Below are 19837 nucleotides of genomic sequence, written 5' to 3'. Positions count from 1 at the left end.
CAAAACGGCAAAAATGACCTTGAGTTTCCACAAATTTCCCAGAAAATGCTTTAATTTTTATTACCTGTTTAAATTTCTATCCGCTCAATCACAAACTATTAATTATAAATTATTCTTCACGATTGTCGTAAACATTTAATCTGATTTTAAATTAAATGTTAATTATTTTCTAAAAGAAGCATTCAGCAGTATAGTACGGGATGCTGTAAATTGGATAACAATCTAAATTTGAGTAAAATTCAGAAACAAAAAGAAAACAAATGGAAAACGTAAAAACATTCAAATACGTAGATTATTTATGGGATGAAGAAAAAGCAGCATCTTTCGGAGACGATCAGGTGGCTTTATTCTTATACCGTTCAAACATATTAGGAGCAGACCTTAGAATTACCAATTATGGTGGTGGTAACACAAGTTGCAAAACCATTGAAAAAGACCCGCTGACCAACGAAGACGTTGAGGTAATGTGGGTAAAAGGTTCAGGTGGTGACATCGGAACGCTTACAAGAAAAGGAATCGCCGGACTATATACGGAAAGATTAAGAAATCTGAAAAATGTTTACGGAGGTCTTGCAGACGAAGACAGAATGGTAGGTTTATTCGACCACTGTATTTTCGATCTTGAAAGCAAAGCGCCTTCTATTGATACGCCTCTACACGGTTTACTTCCATTCAAACATATCGATCACCTTCACCCTGATGCTTTAATTGCAGTGGCTGCAGCGAAAGACAGCGAAGCGGTTACCAAAGAAATTTGGGGAGATACAATGGGATGGGTTCCATGGCAAAGACCTGGTTTCGATTTAGGTTTACAATTAGAAAAATGTCTTGCCGACAATCCTGGAATCAGAGGAATCGTATTGGGCAGCCACGGTTTATTCACCTGGGGAGAAACTTCTTACGAATCTTACATGAACAGTCTGGAAGTAATCGAAATGGCTTCTGAATATATCGCTAAAAAAATTGAAGAAAACGGACAGGTTTTCGGAGGTCAAAAAGTTGAATCTCTGCCTGCTGAAGAACGTAAAAACAAAGCCGCTCAATTGATGCCTTTGTTAAGAGGTTTGGCTTCATCAGAAAACAGAATGGTGGGTCATTTCACAGACAGCGATGTTGTTTTGGAATTCATCAACAGTAATGATTTAGAAAGACTCGCTCCAATGGGAACGTCTTGTCCGGATCATTTCCTGAGAACAAAAATTCAACCGTTGGTATTGACTTTAGATAAAAATGAAGATTTGTCTGACTCTAAATCGATTTTAGAAAAATTAAATCCTCTTTTTGAACAATACAGACAAGAATACAAAGACTATTACGAAACCTGCAAACATCCAAACAGCCCTGCAATGCGTGACCCGAATCCGGTGATCATCATCTATCCTGGCGTTGGAATGTTCAGTTTCTCAAAAGATAAGCAGACTACCCGTGTTGCCAACGAATTTTACGTCAATGCTATTAACGTAATGCGTGGTGCAGAAGCGATTACTTCATACACTTCATTGCCAAGACAGGAAGCTTTCGACATTGAATACTGGTTATTGGAAGAAGCTAAGCTTCAGAGAATGCCAAAGGAAAAACCATTATCAAGAAAAGTTGCAATCGTAACCGGAGCAGGTGGTGGAATCGGACAGGCTATTGCCGATAAAATGGTTCAGGAAGGTGCAGTAGTGGTTTTCACAGACTTAAATAAAGAAGCTGCAGAATCTGTTACCGCAAAATACAGCAAAGATCAGGCAATCGCCATTCAGTGCGATGTTACAAGCGAAGAAGGAATCAGAGAAGCTTTCAAACAGACCATTTTAGCTTTCGGTGGTGTGGATATTTTAGTTCATTCTGCAGGTTTGGCAATTTCCAAATCTTTGGAAGATACAACTTTAAAAGATTGGGATCTGCTTGAAAATGTTTTGGTTAAAGGTCAGTTTTTAATTGCAAAAACCGGAACTGAAATCATGAAAAAGCAAGGTCTGGGTGGCGACATCGTCAATATAGCAAGTAAAAATGGCTTGGTTGCCGGACCAAACAACGTAGCTTATGGAACTGCAAAAGCAGCACAACAGCACATGACAAGATTATTGGCTGCAGAATTGGCAGCAGATAAAATCCGTGTGAATGTTGTAAATCCTGACGGCGTAATTGTTGGAAGCAAAATCTGGGAAGGTTCTTGGGCAGAAGGCCGCGCAAAAGCAAACGGAATTACCGTTGAAGAATTACCAGCATTTTACGCAAAAAGAAATTTATTAAACGAAATTATCCTTCCTGAAGACATCGCCAACGGAGTTTTCGCTTGTGTGGCGATCTTAGATAAAACCACAGGAAATATCATCAATGTTGATGGCGGAATGGCGAATGCTTTCCCGAGATAATTAGGTATTAGTATTTTTAATTTGGGCAGCTTAATCCGCCCTCCGTTCCCGCTTTTTTGCTCGTCGTACCTCCTCACAAAAAGAGCTCCACTCAGGTCGGGCTGCGAGAGATTCAAGAGTAATTGAAGGATTGGAATCAATATTTAATACTAATTTTAGTCAATCAATTTAACCATGTCAAGGTTCGAAACCTTGACATGGTTAATAAAATATCAAACAAAATTCCTTTGTGACTTTTGTGGTAAAAATTCAAACTATGATTATAGGAAAAGACATCATTGAACAACACAATAAAAACGAAGTTGAAAATTACAATTCAGATTTCGCATATTTATCAGATAAACTTACAAAATCGGGAGCAAACGTTTCAGATATTGTCAACAAAATCGCCGATTTTCAGGTGGCAATTCCAAGCTGGGCTTTAGGCGCAGGCGGAACCCGTTTCGGAAGATTTTCTTACGGTGGCGAACCTTCTTCTTTAGAGCAGAAATTAGATGATGTAGGATTAATTCATGCTTTAACGCATTCTGCAGGGGCGGTTTCGCTTCATATTCCATGGGATATTCCAAATGATGTGAAAGCAATTAAAGAAAAAGCAACTTCTCACGGGTTGATTTTTGATGCAATGAATTCAAACACATTTCAGGATCAGCCAGACGCAAAACATTCTTACAAATTTGGTTCATTGAATGCTTCAAACGAAGATTCAAGAGCCTACGCTGTTGAGCACAACAAAGAAGTCATCAGGATCGGGAAAGAGTTAGACTCAAAAAGTTTAACTGTGTGGTTAGCGGATGGAGCAAGTTTCCCGGGACAGTTAAATTTCCAGACCGCTTTAGCAAAAACGGAACAGAGTTTAAAAGAAATCTACTCAGATTTGCCGGAAGACTGGAAATTATTCATCGAGTACAAACCTTACGAACCGAATTTCTACTCAACAACCATTCAGGATTGGGGAACTTCTTTCATGCTTGCAAACGCTTGTGGCGATAGAGCGTACACTTTGGTTGATTTAGGTCACCATTTACCAAACTCAAACATCGAGCAAATCGTTGCAACATTGATGTACAAAGGTAAATTAGGTGGTTTCCACTTCAACGACAGCAAGTACGGTGATGATGATTTGACGGTTGGTTCAATCAAACCTTACGCTTTATTCCTGATCTTCAATGAATTGGTGTACGGAATGGAAAACAACCCAAACAATCCTTATCCGGCCTGGATGATCGATGCAAGTCATAACATCAAAGATCCGTTGGAAGACTTATTGCAGTCTTTGGAAGCGATTTTAATTGCTTATGCTACCGCACTTTTGGTAGATCAGAAAGCATTGAAAGAAGCACAGCAAAATAATGATGTCGTTTTGGCTCAGGATATTCTGCAGAATGCGTACAGAACAGATGTTCGTCCGTTATTGAGAGCAGCAAGATTACAGACCGGGGCAGCTTTAGATCCAATCGCTACCTACAGAAACCTAAAAGTTAGAGAACAGCTGATCTCCGAAAGAGGTTTAAATGTAAAGGCAACAGGATTGTAAGATCCATTTTAATTTTAATAATTACTTTCAGGTGCAATCGAAAGTTTAATTATATGTATTCTTATTTTATTCCGTTGAGAGTGTTTAGGTTTTATTCTCTAAACACTTCTTAATGGTTTTTGAAATTTAAAATTTGCTGAAAGTTAAAACTCTTAGAGAATTATACATCCGTATTTCCTTGCTTAGTAGAATCCCGAAACTTCAGGACGAACGAAAAATATGTAGGAAACATTTAAAAAAAACTTTGCGCTCTTTGTGTTAAAAACGAATTTTATTCAGATTCTAAATCACATTTTGAAAAAACTAATTCCCATTCAATTATAATTTAATTCATCACAGGAATGTCCAAAAAAAAGGTAACCATCGTATTTGATATTGGAAAGACCAATAAAAAATTCTTTTTATTCGATAAAAATTATAAAGAAGTCGTTCGGGAATATACAGAATTGCCGCTCACGACCGATGAAGACGCTTATCCTACAGAAGATCTTCCGGCATTACAAAATTGGATTAAAGATAATTTCAACGCCATTTTGGATGATGAAAATTATGAAGTAAAAGCCATTAATTTTTCTACTTACGGAGCAAGTTTTGTACACCTCGATCAGAAAGGTAATGTGCTGACACCTTTGTACAATTACACCAAACCGATGGATCAGGATATTCTTGATTTATTCTACGAAAAACATGGTAGTAAAATGAAAATTGCCCGCGAAACTGCATCTCCTCAGACAGGAATGCTGAATTCCGGACTGCAGTTGTTCTGGTTAAAATACAAACATCCGGAAGTTTTCAGAAAAATCCGTTACAGTCTTCATTTACCTCAGTATTTATCGTATTTATTTACAGGAATCTGCGTTTCTGAATTTACCTCGATCGGCTGTCATACCAATCTTTGGGATTATGACAAAGCAGATTACCACGATTGGGTTTACGAAGAAGGAATCGACGCTTTACTGGGGCCAATTGTTCCTACTTCTGCGAGTATCAACACCTCTTACAGAAACAAAAAAATTAAAATCGGCGTTGGAATTCACGACAGTTCTTCAGCGCTTTTACCCTATATTTTAAGTAAAAAAGAACCGTTTTTATTGCTCTCAACCGGAACGTGGAGTATTTCTTTAAATCCATTCAACGATGAAAGTTTAACGGATGAAGACATTGAAAACAACTGCCTGAATTACATGAGAATCGATGGGAAACGTGTGAAAGCGTCCCGTTTTTTCATGGGGAATGAATACAAAATTCAGGTTGAAAAACTTTGTGCTTACTACGGAAAAGAATACGGTTTCCACAGAGAAGTGCAGTTCGATCAGGAATTGTATTTGCGTTTAATGAAAAATAAAAACATCTATTTCCGTTTTGAAGGGATTATTTTAAAACGAAAAATGATTACCGCAACCGATTTAAATTCATTCGCAACCTTTGAAGAAGCCTATCATCAGCTGATGATTGAGCTGATGGATCTGCAGATTCATACCATCACAAACGCAATAGGAAATTCAGAAATTAAAAATATTTACATCGATGGCGGATTTACCGACAATGATGTCTTTATGAAACTGATGTCTCACCATTTTCAGCATTACAATGTGATGTCTACGCATTCTCCGCTGGGCTCAGCTTTGGGCGCATCGATGGTGATTTCAAACAAAAAAATAGACGAAACTTTTTTACAGCAGCATTATCAGATGAAAGTGCTTCAACCTTTAATTCTTAATTATTAAAATATGCTGGAAGCTGGAAGTCTGATGCTGGATGTTAAATGAATATTGATAAACATTAAGTTTTCAGCATCATTCATCAAATATCAATCATCAAACCTCCATCACCCAACATCAAACATCCAACATTTATGGCATTTCCATTTGATACAAAATATGCTTCGCTTGAATTGTTAATCGAAAGAGCACAGAAAAAAATGCCCCGTTTTGCATTCGAATATCTGGATGGCGGCTGTAACGAAAATATCAACCGCGACAGAAATACAAGTGAATTGCGTGATGTTCTGCTTCGTCCGCAATATCTGAACAACAATTATGCGGAAGCGAATATGGAAACGGAACTGTTTGGAAAAACCTATTCCGCACCTTTTGGGATTTCCCCCGTTGGTTTGCAGGGATTAATGTGGCCCAATGCTCCGGAAATTTTAGCAAAAGCAGCCTTTAAACACAATCTGCCTTTTATTCTAAGTACCGTAACGACGAGCAGTATCGAAAGAATTGCTGAATTAACGGAAGGAAACGCCTGGTTTCAACTCTATCATCCAAGAGAAGAATGGTTACGTGACGATATTCTTGACCGTTGTGAAGCTTCCGGATACGATGTTTTGTGCGTTTTGTCTGATGTTCCTACTTTCGGTTACAGAGCAAAAGAAATCAGAAACGGTTTGGCAATGCCGCCACAACTGAATTTCAGAAATGTTTCCCAGGCTTTGGCAAGACCTGAATGGTGTCTTGAAATTTTGAAACACGGCGTTCCAAGTTTTAAAACAATGGAAAAGTATATGGATAAAAACATGAACGTGAAGCAATTGGGACAGTTCATGAATTCCACATTTTCAGGAAGATTGAATTCCGACAGAATCAAAGCCATCCGCGATAAATGGAAAGGGAAACTTGTCATCAAAGGCGTTGCTTCTGACGAAGATGCAGCAGAAGCGGTGCGTTTAGGCTTCGACGGAATGATTATTTCCAATCACGGCGGAAGACAGTTGGATGCCGGAGAATCAACGATTGCCGTAGTAAAAGATATCAGCGAAAAATACAGAGGTCAGATCAAAATTATGATGGACAGTGGTGTAAGAACCGGTCCTGATGTTGCCCGTGCATTGAGCTGTGGCGCAGAATTTACCTTCATGGGAAGAACTTTCATGTATGCCGTGGGAGCTTTGGGAGATAAAGGTGGCGATCACATTATTGAAATGCTTAAAATGCAGTTCAGACAGGTGATGGAGCAGGTCTGCTGTGATAGGCCGGAGCAGTTGCAGAATTTTAGGGTGAAGTAATTTTAAGATAAAATATTCAACAGGAACGGGATTTAGTCCGTTTTTTTTGATCTATTTAAAAGGCTTTAGCTCAAACATAACTTATAAAATATAAAAAAACATCGTGAAGCTAACTTTACGATGTTTTTTTGATGATTATTATTAATAATCTTTTTTATCTACTTTTTCTTCTCAGATTTCACCGCCTGCCTAGCCAACAATTTCCAATCCTTTTTCACCTTCGTCCAAACCAACAAAATATCCAAAGTCACATCGCTCGGAGCTTTTCCCAAATCAGCAGTCGTAGCATAAAAATGATGACGGACAATCGCAGTATTTCCAACAATCTGTATGTTTTGGTTTGTAATATCAATGGTTAAAAAATCAGATTTTTTTGTGACCAATTTTTCAACAAATTCCTTCGCATTATCGATATGACCTCCCGAATGTCCGTAAGTCAATTCTGGTACAATCAAAGATTCCAATGCTGATTTTTCACCGCTTAGCATGGCTACCCTCAGCTTTTCTGCTGCATCTTTTACAGATTGAGTATCATTTTTTTTCTGTCCGAAAACAGTGATTGCCACTAAAAAACTCATGGCTAAAATTAATTTTTTAATCATTTTAATGCAATGTTATTTGTAGAATTTTCGTAAAAAATTTCAGGTCATTCCCGGTAAATATCTGGATTTCCCTTTATTAAAGTGTAATTTTCATCAATCATCAATCATCAATCATCAATCATCATTTATAATGATTCTCTCTGAATAAACTTAAAAACATTATTCACTTCCTCTTTTTTATTTTTAAGAATCATGTAGGCTGCAGATTCGCCCATTGCTTTAAAATCTGTGGTGATTACCGTGATTCCCAAAAGTTCTTTTAATGGAGTTTCATTGTAGGAAATAATGCCGATGTCTTCACCCAGCTTCAGGTTTTTCTGACGGATCTGCTTCACGAGATTCACCAGATCGCGCTCACGGATGGTGATGAAAATATCTTTGTCCTGAAGTTCCATGTCGGGATAGATTTCGTCAAGAATTTCGTAATCGAGTTTAAAATCTTTACAGAATTTCTCAAAACCACGCACGATACGGAAAGGGTAGGGATGAATCGACTTATCGGGATAGACCAGAATGATTTTTTCGTACTTTTTTATTTTCTCCAGACCTTCCTCCAGAGCATGGTAAATATCATGCTCAAAATCCTGATAAATAGAACCGTACTCTCCTGAAATATTAGGTTTCGTGTTGTCCAGAAGCAGTAATTTATTTTTTGGAATCTGTTCGATAATATCTAAAACTTCCTGCGTAGAACTTGTATGTTTAGACTGCTCATCCCGGAAGTGGGGCATAATCACATAATAATCAAACCCACCCAGATTTTTCTTTAAAGAATTGATGAAAAGCGTTTCGTCACAATGGTAAATATACATTTCCACATTGCCTTTGGTACCGATTGCATTGACGAAATAATTGTAGATCATCATTTTGTAAGTACTCGGTTTGTTGATCAGAAAGAAAATATTGATGATATCATTCTTATTAAAACGGGAAATGTAATAGCCTTTGCCTTTCACAGATTCTATGATCTGCCGTTTCCGGAGTTCTTTATATGCCTTTTCCACAGTATCCCGCGACAAAAAACAGGATTCACTGAGCTCGTTGATAGATGGTATTTTCTCTCCGATTTTTATCTGTCCGCCATCAATTCCGTTCAGGATAGAATCTACAATCTGTTTGTATTTCGGAACTCGGGAGTTTTCGTTGATGTTGATTTCTAGTGTGTCTGACATGATCTTTGCTTAATGGATATAAATTTCAATCGTGAAACTGAAACGTGAAATCTTTAGTATTGAGAAATGACAAGATACAAAAATTTAGAATAAGTGATATTCATCATGTTTAATGTTATAATTTATTTTAATTATTTGATATGTTGATGTTTACGACTCTGTATGAAAGGCGGTTTGATATTATGCTTTTCCCCGTTTTAGATGTCAGTAAAAGAATCAGTAATCATTCGATCCGTGAAAACGTCATATTATGGTAGAATTTTTTATCTGAATAATCCACCTCATCACTCCCGTCATTCCCGTCCTCCAATCCCCTCACACCCCGAAACCCTCCAACTCTTCAACAAAAAAGCCTGCCCTTTTCAGAGCAGACTTCAGAAACTATATGAATGTGAAATTTTTAAGGCATCTTTTTAAAACCTTCCGCTTTTATTTTCCAGCTTCCGTCTTTCGGGAAACCTGGATATTGCCCTGTTGAAGCATCCCAACCTTCGAGCATCATCGCAACGGTCGTCAAAACACCACCGTTTCCTGGAAGATAAATTCTAAGCCTTTTATCCTGGAAATTATGTCCGTTTTTCAGATAGGTGTTGGTTTGAATGTTCATAAACAAAGCATCCAATGCTTTATTCGGAAGTCCCAGTCTTGCTGCGTTCATTGCGGTCATCGGGAAATCCCAACCCCAGGTATGTTCCCAGTTCCATCTTTCCCAAACGATATCCAATGTGTTTTTCATTATTTTTTTATCCAACTTCGGAGATTCCGGAACCATTCCCAATGCGCCTAAAACTGCAGGATGATCAGTCATCCATTTTGGAAATGTGAACGAATCTTTTGCTGATTCTGTTGAAAGATAAACACCATCCTGAACCGGAAGTGGAGCTAATTTATAAATCACATCATCCCATTTTTTATCTCTTGGTTCGCCTAATCTTTCTTTCCAGAGTTGAGCAGTTTTCAAAGCCCAATCCCAATACGCAACTTCATAAGTCGGGTTATAAGTATCTTTCGCAGGGAAAACTTCCTGTGCCGGAATGACTCCTTTTCCTAAGTTGAAACGATTTTTCTCTTTGTCATAAGTCGCAAAATCTGCCATAAAATCAGCTGTTGCATAAATCAGATCTTTATACTTTTCCAAAACTTTTTTGTCCTTGCTGTTTCGGTACAAAAGTTCGGTCATATAAATGATGTGCGGTTGCTCCCAAATCAAAAATGCAGCAACAGAAGATGGGCTCTCGTTTCCTTCATTGTCAGACATTTTTATCCATCGAACGCCTTTATAACCTTGTCTTTCCGCTAATTTTTTAGCTTTATCAAATGACCTGAAATAATAATCCAGTTGCTTTTCCAAAATTTCCGGTCTTCCCCACAAAGCATAATGAACACCGTGCCACCAATGCATTTCGGTGTGCGGTTTTCCGTACCAGCTGTTGAAGGTCAAACCCGTTTCCTGAGGCGGATTGCTTCCTCCACACTGAACTTTCGTTAAATATTCTGACAAGACAACTCTTCGCTCAAGCTCATTGGCTCTTGGGTCTGTACTTCCTTCAAAATCTACGGCGGCACCACTTTCCCAGAAGTTTTTCCAGCCAGAAGTACTCTCTTTTTCAGCATCAGCGAATAAAGTTCTAGCGGATTTCGGACTTTTAGCAGAAAACTCAACACTCAATTCAACTGTTTTGTTTTTCGAAGAAGGTTCGTAAACAAAATAATGTTTTCCGGCCTCACGAAGTTTTCCTTCCGTAAAATTAAACTGCGTATAATAATCCGTGCTCTGTAATTTGTGCTGAATCAAACCTTGAGTTGATTGTGATGAAACAATTTTCGTGGTATGTTCGTTTTCTCTTCCGTAAAATGCGGCATCATCCAAAAACTGTCCCGACGGATGCGGGTATTTGGCAAAAACTTTAAGTTTGCCTTTGGCAATCAGATCAGATTCAATTTTGACTCCGATTTTATCTGAATTTTGGAAAGAAGCCGTCCAGACTTTTACGGGAGTTCCTTCCAAAGAAAATTCACTGGTAATAATTCCTGTCCACAAATCAATTTTCTGATTGATGTTGGTCAAATCTGAAATTTTTGCTTTCTGACCATCTTTTTTCGTCAGTTCAATTCCGATATTTCCCAACTGCAAACGGTGTTGATTCACACGGAAATATTCAACCGCACCTTTATTTCTTTCCGGCTCTTTTATTTGAACGGAGTATAAAGCTTTCCGCCCCTCGTTATTGAAATCGTAAGGTTTTAAAGTCTCTTCAAATTTATAATTTTCTTTATTCGGAAAACTATTCCATCCCCATTCAGACTGAGTTCCTAGGGAAACACCGTTTTTGTAATATTCAGGGAACGACTGCATTCCGGTGATGTCAACCGTGTAGGCAAATTTTCCGTTTCCAACTGTTAAAGTAGAAAGCGTGTCAGCTTTTGTATTGACCACATTATGTCGCTGAACGACTTTTTTTCGGTCGATTTGCTGGGCGTTTAAGGATGAAAATCCAACGCAGAAAATACTCAGATATATTGCAATTTTCTTCATTTTTTAATTTTATTTATTTTTTTAGCCACGAATACACGAATAATTTTTATTAATAATTAATTCGTGCATTCGTGGCATTATCTTCTATTTCAAAACCGTCGCACTCATCATTCCAATCACCACATCATTGCTCACGGCGGTTAGTTTTATCGATTTTAATTCTTTATTCGCATCAATCGGCAAATCCAGAATCGTCGCAGAGCCACCATCAACCTGACGGTCCGTAAATCCTTTGATGCTTGAATATTGGCGCAAAGTTCCACCTTTGTACAATTCTCCGGTTTTCAGTTTCACACGATACGGAATTTTGTCATCCGGAATTTCGAACGCAAAATTATCGTCAAACAAATCCTGCTCAATCGGCCACCAGTTTGTCGGATTTTTCAATTCTAATTCTGAAGTTGAACCGTCAACATACTGAACCGTAATTTTTCCATTCACAATCTGCGACTGCATCGGATTTGTAGTTCCCGCCATCAAAAAGTAGATTTTCTTTCCTTTTCCGGAAATAGGAATTTCAAGAGAATTCGAGTAGTTATCCCACTGACTTACAAACGCGATATTTTTATCGGATCTATCAATCAAAAATGGAATTCCGAGGAAATCAACTTTCTCATTTTTTCTTTTGTTCATCAATCCGCTGTCATCGATTTGGGCGGTGATTAACGGGTAACACCAGTTTCCGATTCCCTGCCACGGAAGCTGTAATGTCGGAACTTCAAGTCTTGGGGAAAGGTATTTTTGATTGAAAATTTCGGTTACTTTTTCATTGTATTTTGAAGCTAATGAAATATTGTTAAATTGACCTTGGTTTTCAATTTCCCAATCCGTGATTTCAATATTTTGTTTGATTCCGTTATATTCAAGTTCGATAGAATTGGTTCCTTTACTTAAATAATTTGTTGGAATTTCAATGGTTGCACTTTGATTTTTTTGAATTGAAAAGGTTTTGTTTAAACCATTAACAGAAAGTTTTCCATTAATTGGATTGGAAGATTTTGACTGAATCTGCAATTTTTTATTCACCCATTTTGTCTCCAAAGGAAAACGAATATTTACATTCACAGTTTGCCACCAAGTAGTTCCGTTTTGCTCAACTTGAATGAAGAAAGTTCCTTTTCTTTCTTCCTGAACCAAGTTAAACTGATTTCCATTTCTGGTTTTAATCAATTCCTGCGGATCAAGAACATCTTTGATTTTATTTTTTGAATCGAAATTCAACTGAAGATTCTCAGATATGTAATTAGTAAAATCGGTTTGCTCATTTTTCAATTCCTCTCCGGAATAACTGATTTCAATTTTAAAATCTTTTCCTTTCGGCGTTTCAAACTGAACAAAAGGGTGCTGAATGGAATTCGGTTTAATCTTCCAATCCACTTTTTTACCATTCACTTTCACCGATTTGATGTTGGAATAATTTACAGGAATCTGCATTTCCAATGAAACCAAATTTTGATATTTTGATTTAAATAAATATTCCGTCTTTTTTGAAGTTCTCGTAAACTGATATTCCCAATCCGGAAGTTTCAGTGCGGCAGAATTCCAGTCTTTCGGAAAACCAGGTTTTATGCTGATTTTATTCTCTAACAAATTAGGATAAACGCCGAAAAGTCCTTCTGTCAAAGTGCGTGACGCAACACCAATCGGGTCGGCAAAATCACGATACAATTCTCCACGAAACGCATCATAATGAGAAAGCTGTTCAAAATTCCCAGGACTGATGCCGTAATACATCGATTCTACCAAATTTCCTTTCCAAAGCTGGTACGCATCTTCGGTTCTTCCAGCTTGCCAATACGCCAAAGCGGTCTGTAAATTTTCCGCCAAAGCGACATTGTTAATCGACCAATCGTACGGTTGCCAAGTGGTTGTTGCTAAAGTGAAATAGTCTTTATTATCCGCACCTTTTACCGTCACCGGAATTTTAGGCGTATGATTGTTGATGTATTGTAAATTCTGATAATCTTCAAATTCATTCAGAATAAATGCATCAGAGACGTGATAAATCGACCAGATTCCAGGCTTGTCGTGAACGATTTGATTGCCCAAAGCATCTTTGTATTCAGCAAAATAACCTTTGTCTTTGATCCAGAGCTGGTTTTTCATTGCTTTTAAAATCGCATCAGCTTCCTGTTCGTAAGGTTGAGGATTTTCGCCAATAATTTTCGCCAGCTTTGCCATCTCACGGTTGGCTCTGTAATTATAAGCCGAAGTATGCGTCACTTTTCCACCCGAATATTGCAGCGCATCGCTCGCCCAAATCGCCGCATACGCATCATACAAATCACCACGTTTGAAATTCCGTTTTTCCCAATCCATATGGCGAACCATCGTCGGCCACATTTTTTTCAGAAATTCTTTGTCTCCCGTATAATTGAAATGAGAAAACATCTGGTCAAAAAACACCAGATTCATATCGTAATGATGCGGTTTTGTGTTGTCATTCGGATTTCTGGAAATATATCCGCTCGAAAAAACAGAAGTTCCCATTTTCTCTTCGTGTCGGGCTAGATGACGCATTGTATCCATTTCGACAGGCGCAAAATCGGGCTTTAAAACCTGTGAATTGGCATAACTTTCAAAATGTTCTTTTGCTCTGTCGTGCCAGTTCAATGCATCGGCAGTGTAAGCTCCTCGCCACGCATTTAGTCGCATTCTCCAGGCAACTGCGCCGTGAAGAAAGGTTGGACTTTCCCAAATTCCGTCTGCAGCAACGGCTAAATTGGCTCCGAAATTATTCAAGTCTGCATCCGGAGTCTTAAGCTGAATTCTATTCGTTAATGTTAAACGGGATTTTTCTGCTTCATTGAAAATATTTTTTAACTCTTCATCTGAAAAATTCTTATTTGATTTTCCTTTGGCAACCTGAATATAAACCGGATTTTTTTGTGAAGAATACGAAGCGTAAACAATTGGAGATCTGTCTGTTTTATTTTGTGTGAAATCAGACAATTTTTCTAAAGTCGTCGCATCGGTTTGCTGTAATGAACTGACGTTTGAAAAACTTCCGCTGACCGTTTGAGTTTCTTTTTTCTTGTTTAAATAAGTGAGTTGAAACTGATTTTTATTCAATTGAAACTGATTGTTCAGACAATATTCCGGCAACAGATAAAATCCGGATTCCGGGTCTGCACCGATGTCGCCATTTCTGCTGAAAGTCGTTCCGCTCGCACCGCCAAAAATTGCATAGATTTTTGTTGATGAATCTATATTTTCAGTTTCCATTTTTAAAACCAAACCTTCTTCTTTCGCTTGTGCTAAAACGGTCAGTTTTAAAGTTCCGGTTCCTAAAATCGGATCTTTAATTTCATACAGCATTGAACCCGGTCGATAACGGGTTTCAATTTTATCAGCCTGAATTAATTTCTTAATCGAATTTCCTTTCTGAATGACAAACTGAAGATTCCCGCCCATTCCCGGAAGATACAATGCGAATTCCGGCAAATCTCCCGCTTCAACTCTCGATGCACGGTTATCACCATACAACGCACGGTTGAATCTGTACTTTCCGTTGACCAACAAAAAATCTCCTTTGTCCTCTTTGTAATGCACTTCACGCTCGTTATTCTGCCAGTGTTTCGACTGGGAATACGAAAGCGAGAATGCCGACAAAACTAACAGTCCGGCGAAAATGGTTTTTCTTCGCATTTTATGGTTTTAACTCAGTTAATGGCTGTCCGTTAACAGTTACATTTTTCAAAGTCACGTTTTTCATATAATCCACTTTGTAAGGAATCTGAACGCCCACCATTTTAGCATTAATCATTGTGAAATCTGTTACTGGCGAAGATTCGTAAGCGTCGGAGAATACAGCATATTTTCCGCCTTTGTCAACTGTTAAATTTTCCACCCAAATATTTCTCATTGTCGGAATATGATTTCCAGGTTTTTCATAATGCATATTAAAACGAACGGCAGCTTCTTTGTAAGCGCCCACTTTTGTATTGTAGAAAAAAACGTTTTCGATGATTCCACCGCGGCTTGAGCTGGTTTTAATTCTCAAAGCACGGTCAAGATTCTTGCTGTCCATCACGTTTCCGATGGCATAAATATTTTTTGCTCCGCCAGCGATTTCACTTCCGATCACAACGCCGCCGTGACCGTCTTTCATTTCGCAATTTTCGATAATGTGGTTTTCGGCAGGTCTTCCGATATCTCTCCCGTCCTCGTCTCTTCCTGATTTGATGGCGATACAGTCGTCTCCTGTGTCGAAATAGGAATCTTTAATCCATACATTTTTACAGGCTTCAGGGTCGAAACCATCGTTGTTTGGTCCGTGGCTGATGACTTTTACTCTTTCAATTAAGACATTTTCACATAAGACAGGATTCAAATTCCACATTGGAGAATTTTTCACCAAAACATCCGCCATGTAAAAGTTTTTAGATTTGTAAGGCTGAACGAAATTGGGTCTCAAATACCATCCATCGCCAAAAATTCTTTCTCTTGCCGGTTTTCTCTGCGCCATATATTCGTGAAGCTTCGCACGGGCAGGATTTTGTCTTCCCGGACGAGATTCATTGTAGCCATATTTTGTAGCACCACACCAGAACCACCAGTTGTCATTATCTGAATTTCCGTCTAAAGTTCCTTTTCCGGTTATGGCGATATTTTCTTCTTCGTAAGCGTAAATCAATGATGAATAATTCATACATTCCATTCCTTCCCAACGCGTAAAAACGATAGGGTAGTCGTTGCTGTCCTGGCTGAATAAAATCGTAGAACCGTCTGTCAGATGCAGATTCACATTAGATTCCAGATAAATGGCACCCGTTAAGAAAACGCCATTCGGAACAACAACTCTTCCGCCACCTTCTGCACTGCATTTTTCAATTGCTTTTTTGAAAGCTTCCGTGTTTTTAGTTTTTCCGTCACCCACAGCTCCGAAATCTGTGATCAAATAATCTACTTTATTGAACTTCGGAGCTTTGATCTGTTTCTTTAAGGCTTTAATTTCTTTTAAAGGCTGCTTTGCGGAAGTCCACGGTTTGTATTGTGCGGATAAGGGGATGGATAGCAGGAATACAAATAGAATTAAAGTCAGTTTTTTCATAATGGCAAAAATATTAAGTTGGAGGAAATATCCTTTGGTTTTTAACTTGCCCCTGCAAACTAATATAAATACGCCTACAAATTATCCTGCACTGTCTGTTAAATTTAATATCCAGCAGAAACTTTAAAAATCTCAGATTATAGCAATCAAAATTGGTGTAGTGTTTTCACAGAAGAAAAATCAAGATGACCGAAATTCTTTTATTTTTGAGTGTTGGCTAATAGTTTTAAGAAGATAATTTTTGTTTAAAACTGAATCTCAGGAATTGCAGATTATTTATTTCTCACTGCGAATATATATTTACAAAAATTGTTTGATTTTTAAAAAGTCTTTGTTTATGGGCTGTAATGCGAAGTACTGCATCGATTTAAGCAGAGTTTTCATTGGTTTTAACATTTGTTAACAATGTGTGCTTTTTTTGCCGCAGCATTTATTGTTAATTTATTTTAAAAAATGTTTTCTTTTTGAAGCAATGAAGCTTTATTTATAAACAGTTTGTTTAATATTTTAGTGAATCTATTAATATACTGTTAATTCTTATTGTTGTGATAATCCGTATATTACGAGCATAATATTGTTAAATTTGTACTAAAATGTGTAAAAAAAGGGTGGAAGTATTTTGGCAATTAAATTATTGTTGTACTTTTACATCACCTTGAATGAGGGAACAAGTCAAGGTAATAAATTTTTTTTCATCATTTGTGTTTTTAGAATCGTATCGCCTGATACGATTCTTTTTTATTTTTCGTAATTCAGAAGGAGATTTACAAAGTAAGAATAGGTAACAGAACCTTCCTGTCTGTTGCTTTTCAGGAAAAGATTGTTGGTGAAACCAAAAAAATCTTCAAGACTGCCTTCATGTCTTATCATGAAATTTCTTTCGTAAGCACGGTCTCTTTCCATTTCCGGAGAATATTGCTTAACAAGACTTTCAGCAAAATCTTCATCTTCAAGATAGATATATCGCAGAAGACTTTTAAGCGTAAAATATTCTGCACTGTAGCGAAGTTCGGGATTTTTTGAGTTGATACCTACAAGATAAGCTGCGAAATTGGCTTCCTGTTCCCGTGCAAACCCCAGCTGATGCGAAGTTTCATGAGCAATCGTAAATGGAATGACTGAATGGGGAAGGTTTGAATTGAACTGACTTTCGGCAGTAAAAGGATTGTAATATCCTGAAATTCCGGTATAGCTCATCATACCGCTGAAGACGCTCTCTTTAACTGAAATTTGAGTTAAAGGCATTTTGGAACTAATCTGTTCTGGTAATAATTTTTGTTGATGGATGATTTCCTCTATCAACGCTTCTCTGTTTTTGATTATGAAAACCCCGTTTTTATCCTCGGAAACCAATTTTCGGCTTTCACCTGCTTTTTTAAGATATTTTAATGCTAAGATTTTTGCTTTCTGGATATTTGGTTTTTCCTGAGAAGATAATTTTTTAATTATCGGCGTTTGGAAATACATCATCCCCCAAAAGATCTGATAAGTGAAATAGATGATATTCAAAAAGATTAAAGTACTCAGTAATGCTTTTTTACGTTTGGTTTTTCTGAAAATATTGATGATTTGAATGAATAGAAAAACGCCAGTCAGAATATAAAAAAAGTCGCCTGCCGAAAACGGAATCGAGCTGAAAATTCTGATGTGAAAATTCTTCTGAACGTTGTAAAATTTATCGAAGAAATTAATCCAGTATTCAGATTTTGAGAAGATGTAAAACAAAACAAATTGGGCAAGTAAAATACCTGCCCAAAATCTTTTTTTCTTTATGAACGCAACATTTTTAGTGTCCATGAGATTCAGATTCGCCCATTACAATGCCTTGTTTCTTCAGAATCTTCGGAGTGATAAAACCGTAGAATGCCAAATAAACAAAACATAAAACAGGAATTACGTAGGAGAAATGCGTCCATGTAATTCCGAAAATTCCTTCTTTGCTCACTTTGTCGAAGTCACAGATGTAACCCTGAAGTAATGGGATAATACCACCACCCAAAATCATCATCACAAGGAAAGACGAAGCCTTACCTGTGTTTTTACCCAATCCTGCAATCGCAAGGTCAAAAATTGACGGCCACATGATAGAACAGAAAAGTCCGCCTGAAATGAAGAAATATTTCGCCATCTCTTTGTCTGGATAAACCAATCCTATAAGCATCATTGAAACACCTGCAATTCCGAAAATCATAAGCGTTTTGCCCGCATTTTTTCCGCCCAGGAAACTCATTACAATGAACGCAAGGATCCAGAATCCGTAGATATAGAATGCTGAAACATCTTTACCGCTCAACGTGTTGGCTCCGATAATGATGGCAAAAGCAACAAAAGGAACTACAAATTTCAGGATATTAACTGTTGTATTTGAAATATTGAAAACATTGATACTACCATTCCATCTTCCGATCATTAAACTTCCCCAGTACAGCGAAACGAATGGAGCAATGTTATGTTCCAAAACTCCTCCGAATTCTTTTGTGTGAAGCAATGCAGGAAGATTTGATATAATAGAAACTTCAACACCAACGTAAATGAAGATGGCAAGCATTCCTAGGTACAATTGTGGATAATTAAAGATACTGAATTTGGCACTTCCTTCTTCAATATTTTCCTCTTCATCCTTCGCCGGATCTTCAATTTTAGAGAAAAGCATAAATACAGCCACCAAAATAAACGCTATACCCAAAACGATGAAAGGACCTTTTACCAGTTTCAGATTTTCCTTTACAAACTCAATCGGATAGTTGATTGCAGAAGTTTTTTCTTTTATTTTACCCAGTTTATCAGAAAATTCATTTACCTGCAGATCGCTTGCTGTAGTGACGTTATTCATCTTATTGATCTCAGTATCTAAAGCATTTACATTCTGCTGAACGGTATTTACCGCCGTTGCAACAGTTGTGGGATCATCTTTTGAATCCTGTTTAAGAGATACAATATTTTTTACAAGTTCATCTCTGTGCGTGATGTACTCGTTTTTTACGATTTCAATTTTAGAAAGTTCTTTATCAGAAGTTGCGGTTTCTTTGTCGTTACCCATTCCGAAAAGTGCGATACCCACAAGAATCGGCCCAATCGTTGTTCCCAAAGAGTTGATTCCTCCGGCAAGGGTCAAACGGTGTGCACCTGTCTGTGGGCTTCCCATTTTAATCGCTAATGGATTGGCAACAATCTGCTGAACTGAGAAACCAAGTCCTACGATAAACAAAGCTGTAAGGAAAAACCAGAAATTGGCCGACGCCGCTGCAGGTACAAATAAAAATGCACCTAAAGATGAAAGTACGAGCCCTACTGCCAGTGTTTTTTTATAACCGAACTTCTGAAGGATATCACTTTTAATGGAAACAAGGAAAAATATCACTGACCCAACAAAGTATGCCACATAAAATGCCCATGCAACCAATTGACTCTGCACCTGAGAAAGCACAAACCATTTTTTGAATACCGGAATCAGGATATCATTACTTGCGGCCACGAAGCCCCAGAAAAAGAATACTACAATGAGTGAAAGAAATTGAGACCATTTGGTCTGTTGAGGGTTTGAATCCATTTTGAATTTTTAATTAC

General features: G+C 37.7%; 11 protein-coding genes. 4 read left to right on the top strand and 7 right to left on the bottom strand.

The window, feature by feature from the left end:
• The first annotated feature begins 260 nt into the window (after positions 1-260).
• The 4 genes from ASG31_RS00100 to ASG31_RS00085 all read left to right on the top strand — a co-directional run bounded on the left by ASG31_RS00100 (position 261) and on the right by ASG31_RS00085 (position 6907).
• Complete coding sequence (locus ASG31_RS00100; RefSeq protein WP_056026366.1) at positions 261-2363, top strand: bifunctional rhamnulose-1-phosphate aldolase/short-chain dehydrogenase; 2103 nt, start codon at positions 261-263, stop codon at positions 2361-2363.
• Positions 2364-2619: 256 nt separating this feature from the next.
• Positions 2620-3900 carry a TIM barrel protein gene (locus ASG31_RS00095; protein ID WP_056026363.1) on the top strand — a complete coding sequence of 427 codons (1281 nt, stop codon included), beginning with the start codon at positions 2620-2622 and terminating at the stop codon, positions 3898-3900.
• A gap of 341 nt (positions 3901-4241) precedes the next feature.
• Complete coding sequence (locus tag ASG31_RS00090; protein ID WP_056026360.1) at positions 4242-5627, top strand: FGGY-family carbohydrate kinase; 1386 nt, start codon at positions 4242-4244, stop codon at positions 5625-5627.
• 128 nt (positions 5628-5755) lie between these two features.
• Positions 5756-6907 (top strand): alpha-hydroxy acid oxidase, encoded by a 1152-nt coding sequence (locus ASG31_RS00085; protein ID WP_056026357.1) that lies wholly within the window; start codon positions 5756-5758, stop codon positions 6905-6907.
• A gap of 158 nt (positions 6908-7065) precedes the next feature.
• Here the strand turns inward: ASG31_RS00085 and ASG31_RS00080 are convergent, their stop codons facing one another.
• From ASG31_RS00080 to ASG31_RS18820, 7 genes are all read right to left on the bottom strand, one after another.
• Positions 7066-7509 carry a nuclear transport factor 2 family protein gene (locus tag ASG31_RS00080; RefSeq protein ID WP_056026354.1) on the bottom strand — a complete coding sequence of 148 codons (444 nt, stop codon included), beginning with the start codon at positions 7507-7509 and terminating at the stop codon, positions 7066-7068.
• A 125-nt stretch (positions 7510-7634) separates the two neighbouring features.
• The gene (locus ASG31_RS00075) at positions 7635-8681 is read right to left on the bottom strand and encodes a GntR family transcriptional regulator (protein WP_056026351.1); all 1047 of its coding nucleotides are present in this window, start codon (positions 8679-8681) and stop codon (positions 7635-7637) included.
• Between the two features lie 400 nt (positions 8682-9081).
• Complete coding sequence (locus ASG31_RS00070) at positions 9082-11217, bottom strand: hypothetical protein (protein WP_056026348.1); 2136 nt, start codon at positions 11215-11217, stop codon at positions 9082-9084.
• Between the two features lie 84 nt (positions 11218-11301).
• Positions 11302-14865: a DUF4450 domain-containing protein gene (locus ASG31_RS00065; protein WP_056026345.1), complete on the bottom strand. Its 3564-nt coding sequence runs from the start codon at positions 14863-14865 to the stop codon at positions 11302-11304.
• Between the two features lies 1 nt (position 14866).
• Positions 14867-16270, bottom strand: coding sequence for a glycoside hydrolase family 28 protein (locus ASG31_RS00060; RefSeq protein WP_056026341.1), 1404 nt, complete (start codon positions 16268-16270; stop codon positions 14867-14869).
• Positions 16271-17008: 738 nt separating this feature from the next.
• Complete coding sequence (locus ASG31_RS00055; RefSeq protein ID WP_056026338.1) at positions 17009-18067, bottom strand: DUF3810 domain-containing protein; 1059 nt, start codon at positions 18065-18067, stop codon at positions 17009-17011.
• Positions 18057-19820: an MFS transporter gene (locus ASG31_RS18820; RefSeq protein WP_056026335.1), complete on the bottom strand. Its 1764-nt coding sequence runs from the start codon at positions 19818-19820 to the stop codon at positions 18057-18059. Before ASG31_RS18820 ends, ASG31_RS00055 begins: the two co-directional genes overlap by 11 nt.
• Positions 19821-19837: the final 17 nt, after the last annotated feature.

Origin of the sequence: Chryseobacterium sp. Leaf404 (assembly GCF_001424145.1) — a bacterium.
Lineage (GTDB): Bacteria > Bacteroidota > Bacteroidia > Flavobacteriales > Weeksellaceae > Chryseobacterium.
The sequence above is the reverse complement of the archived record's forward strand: the minus strand, read 5'-3'. Positions and strand labels throughout refer to the sequence as shown.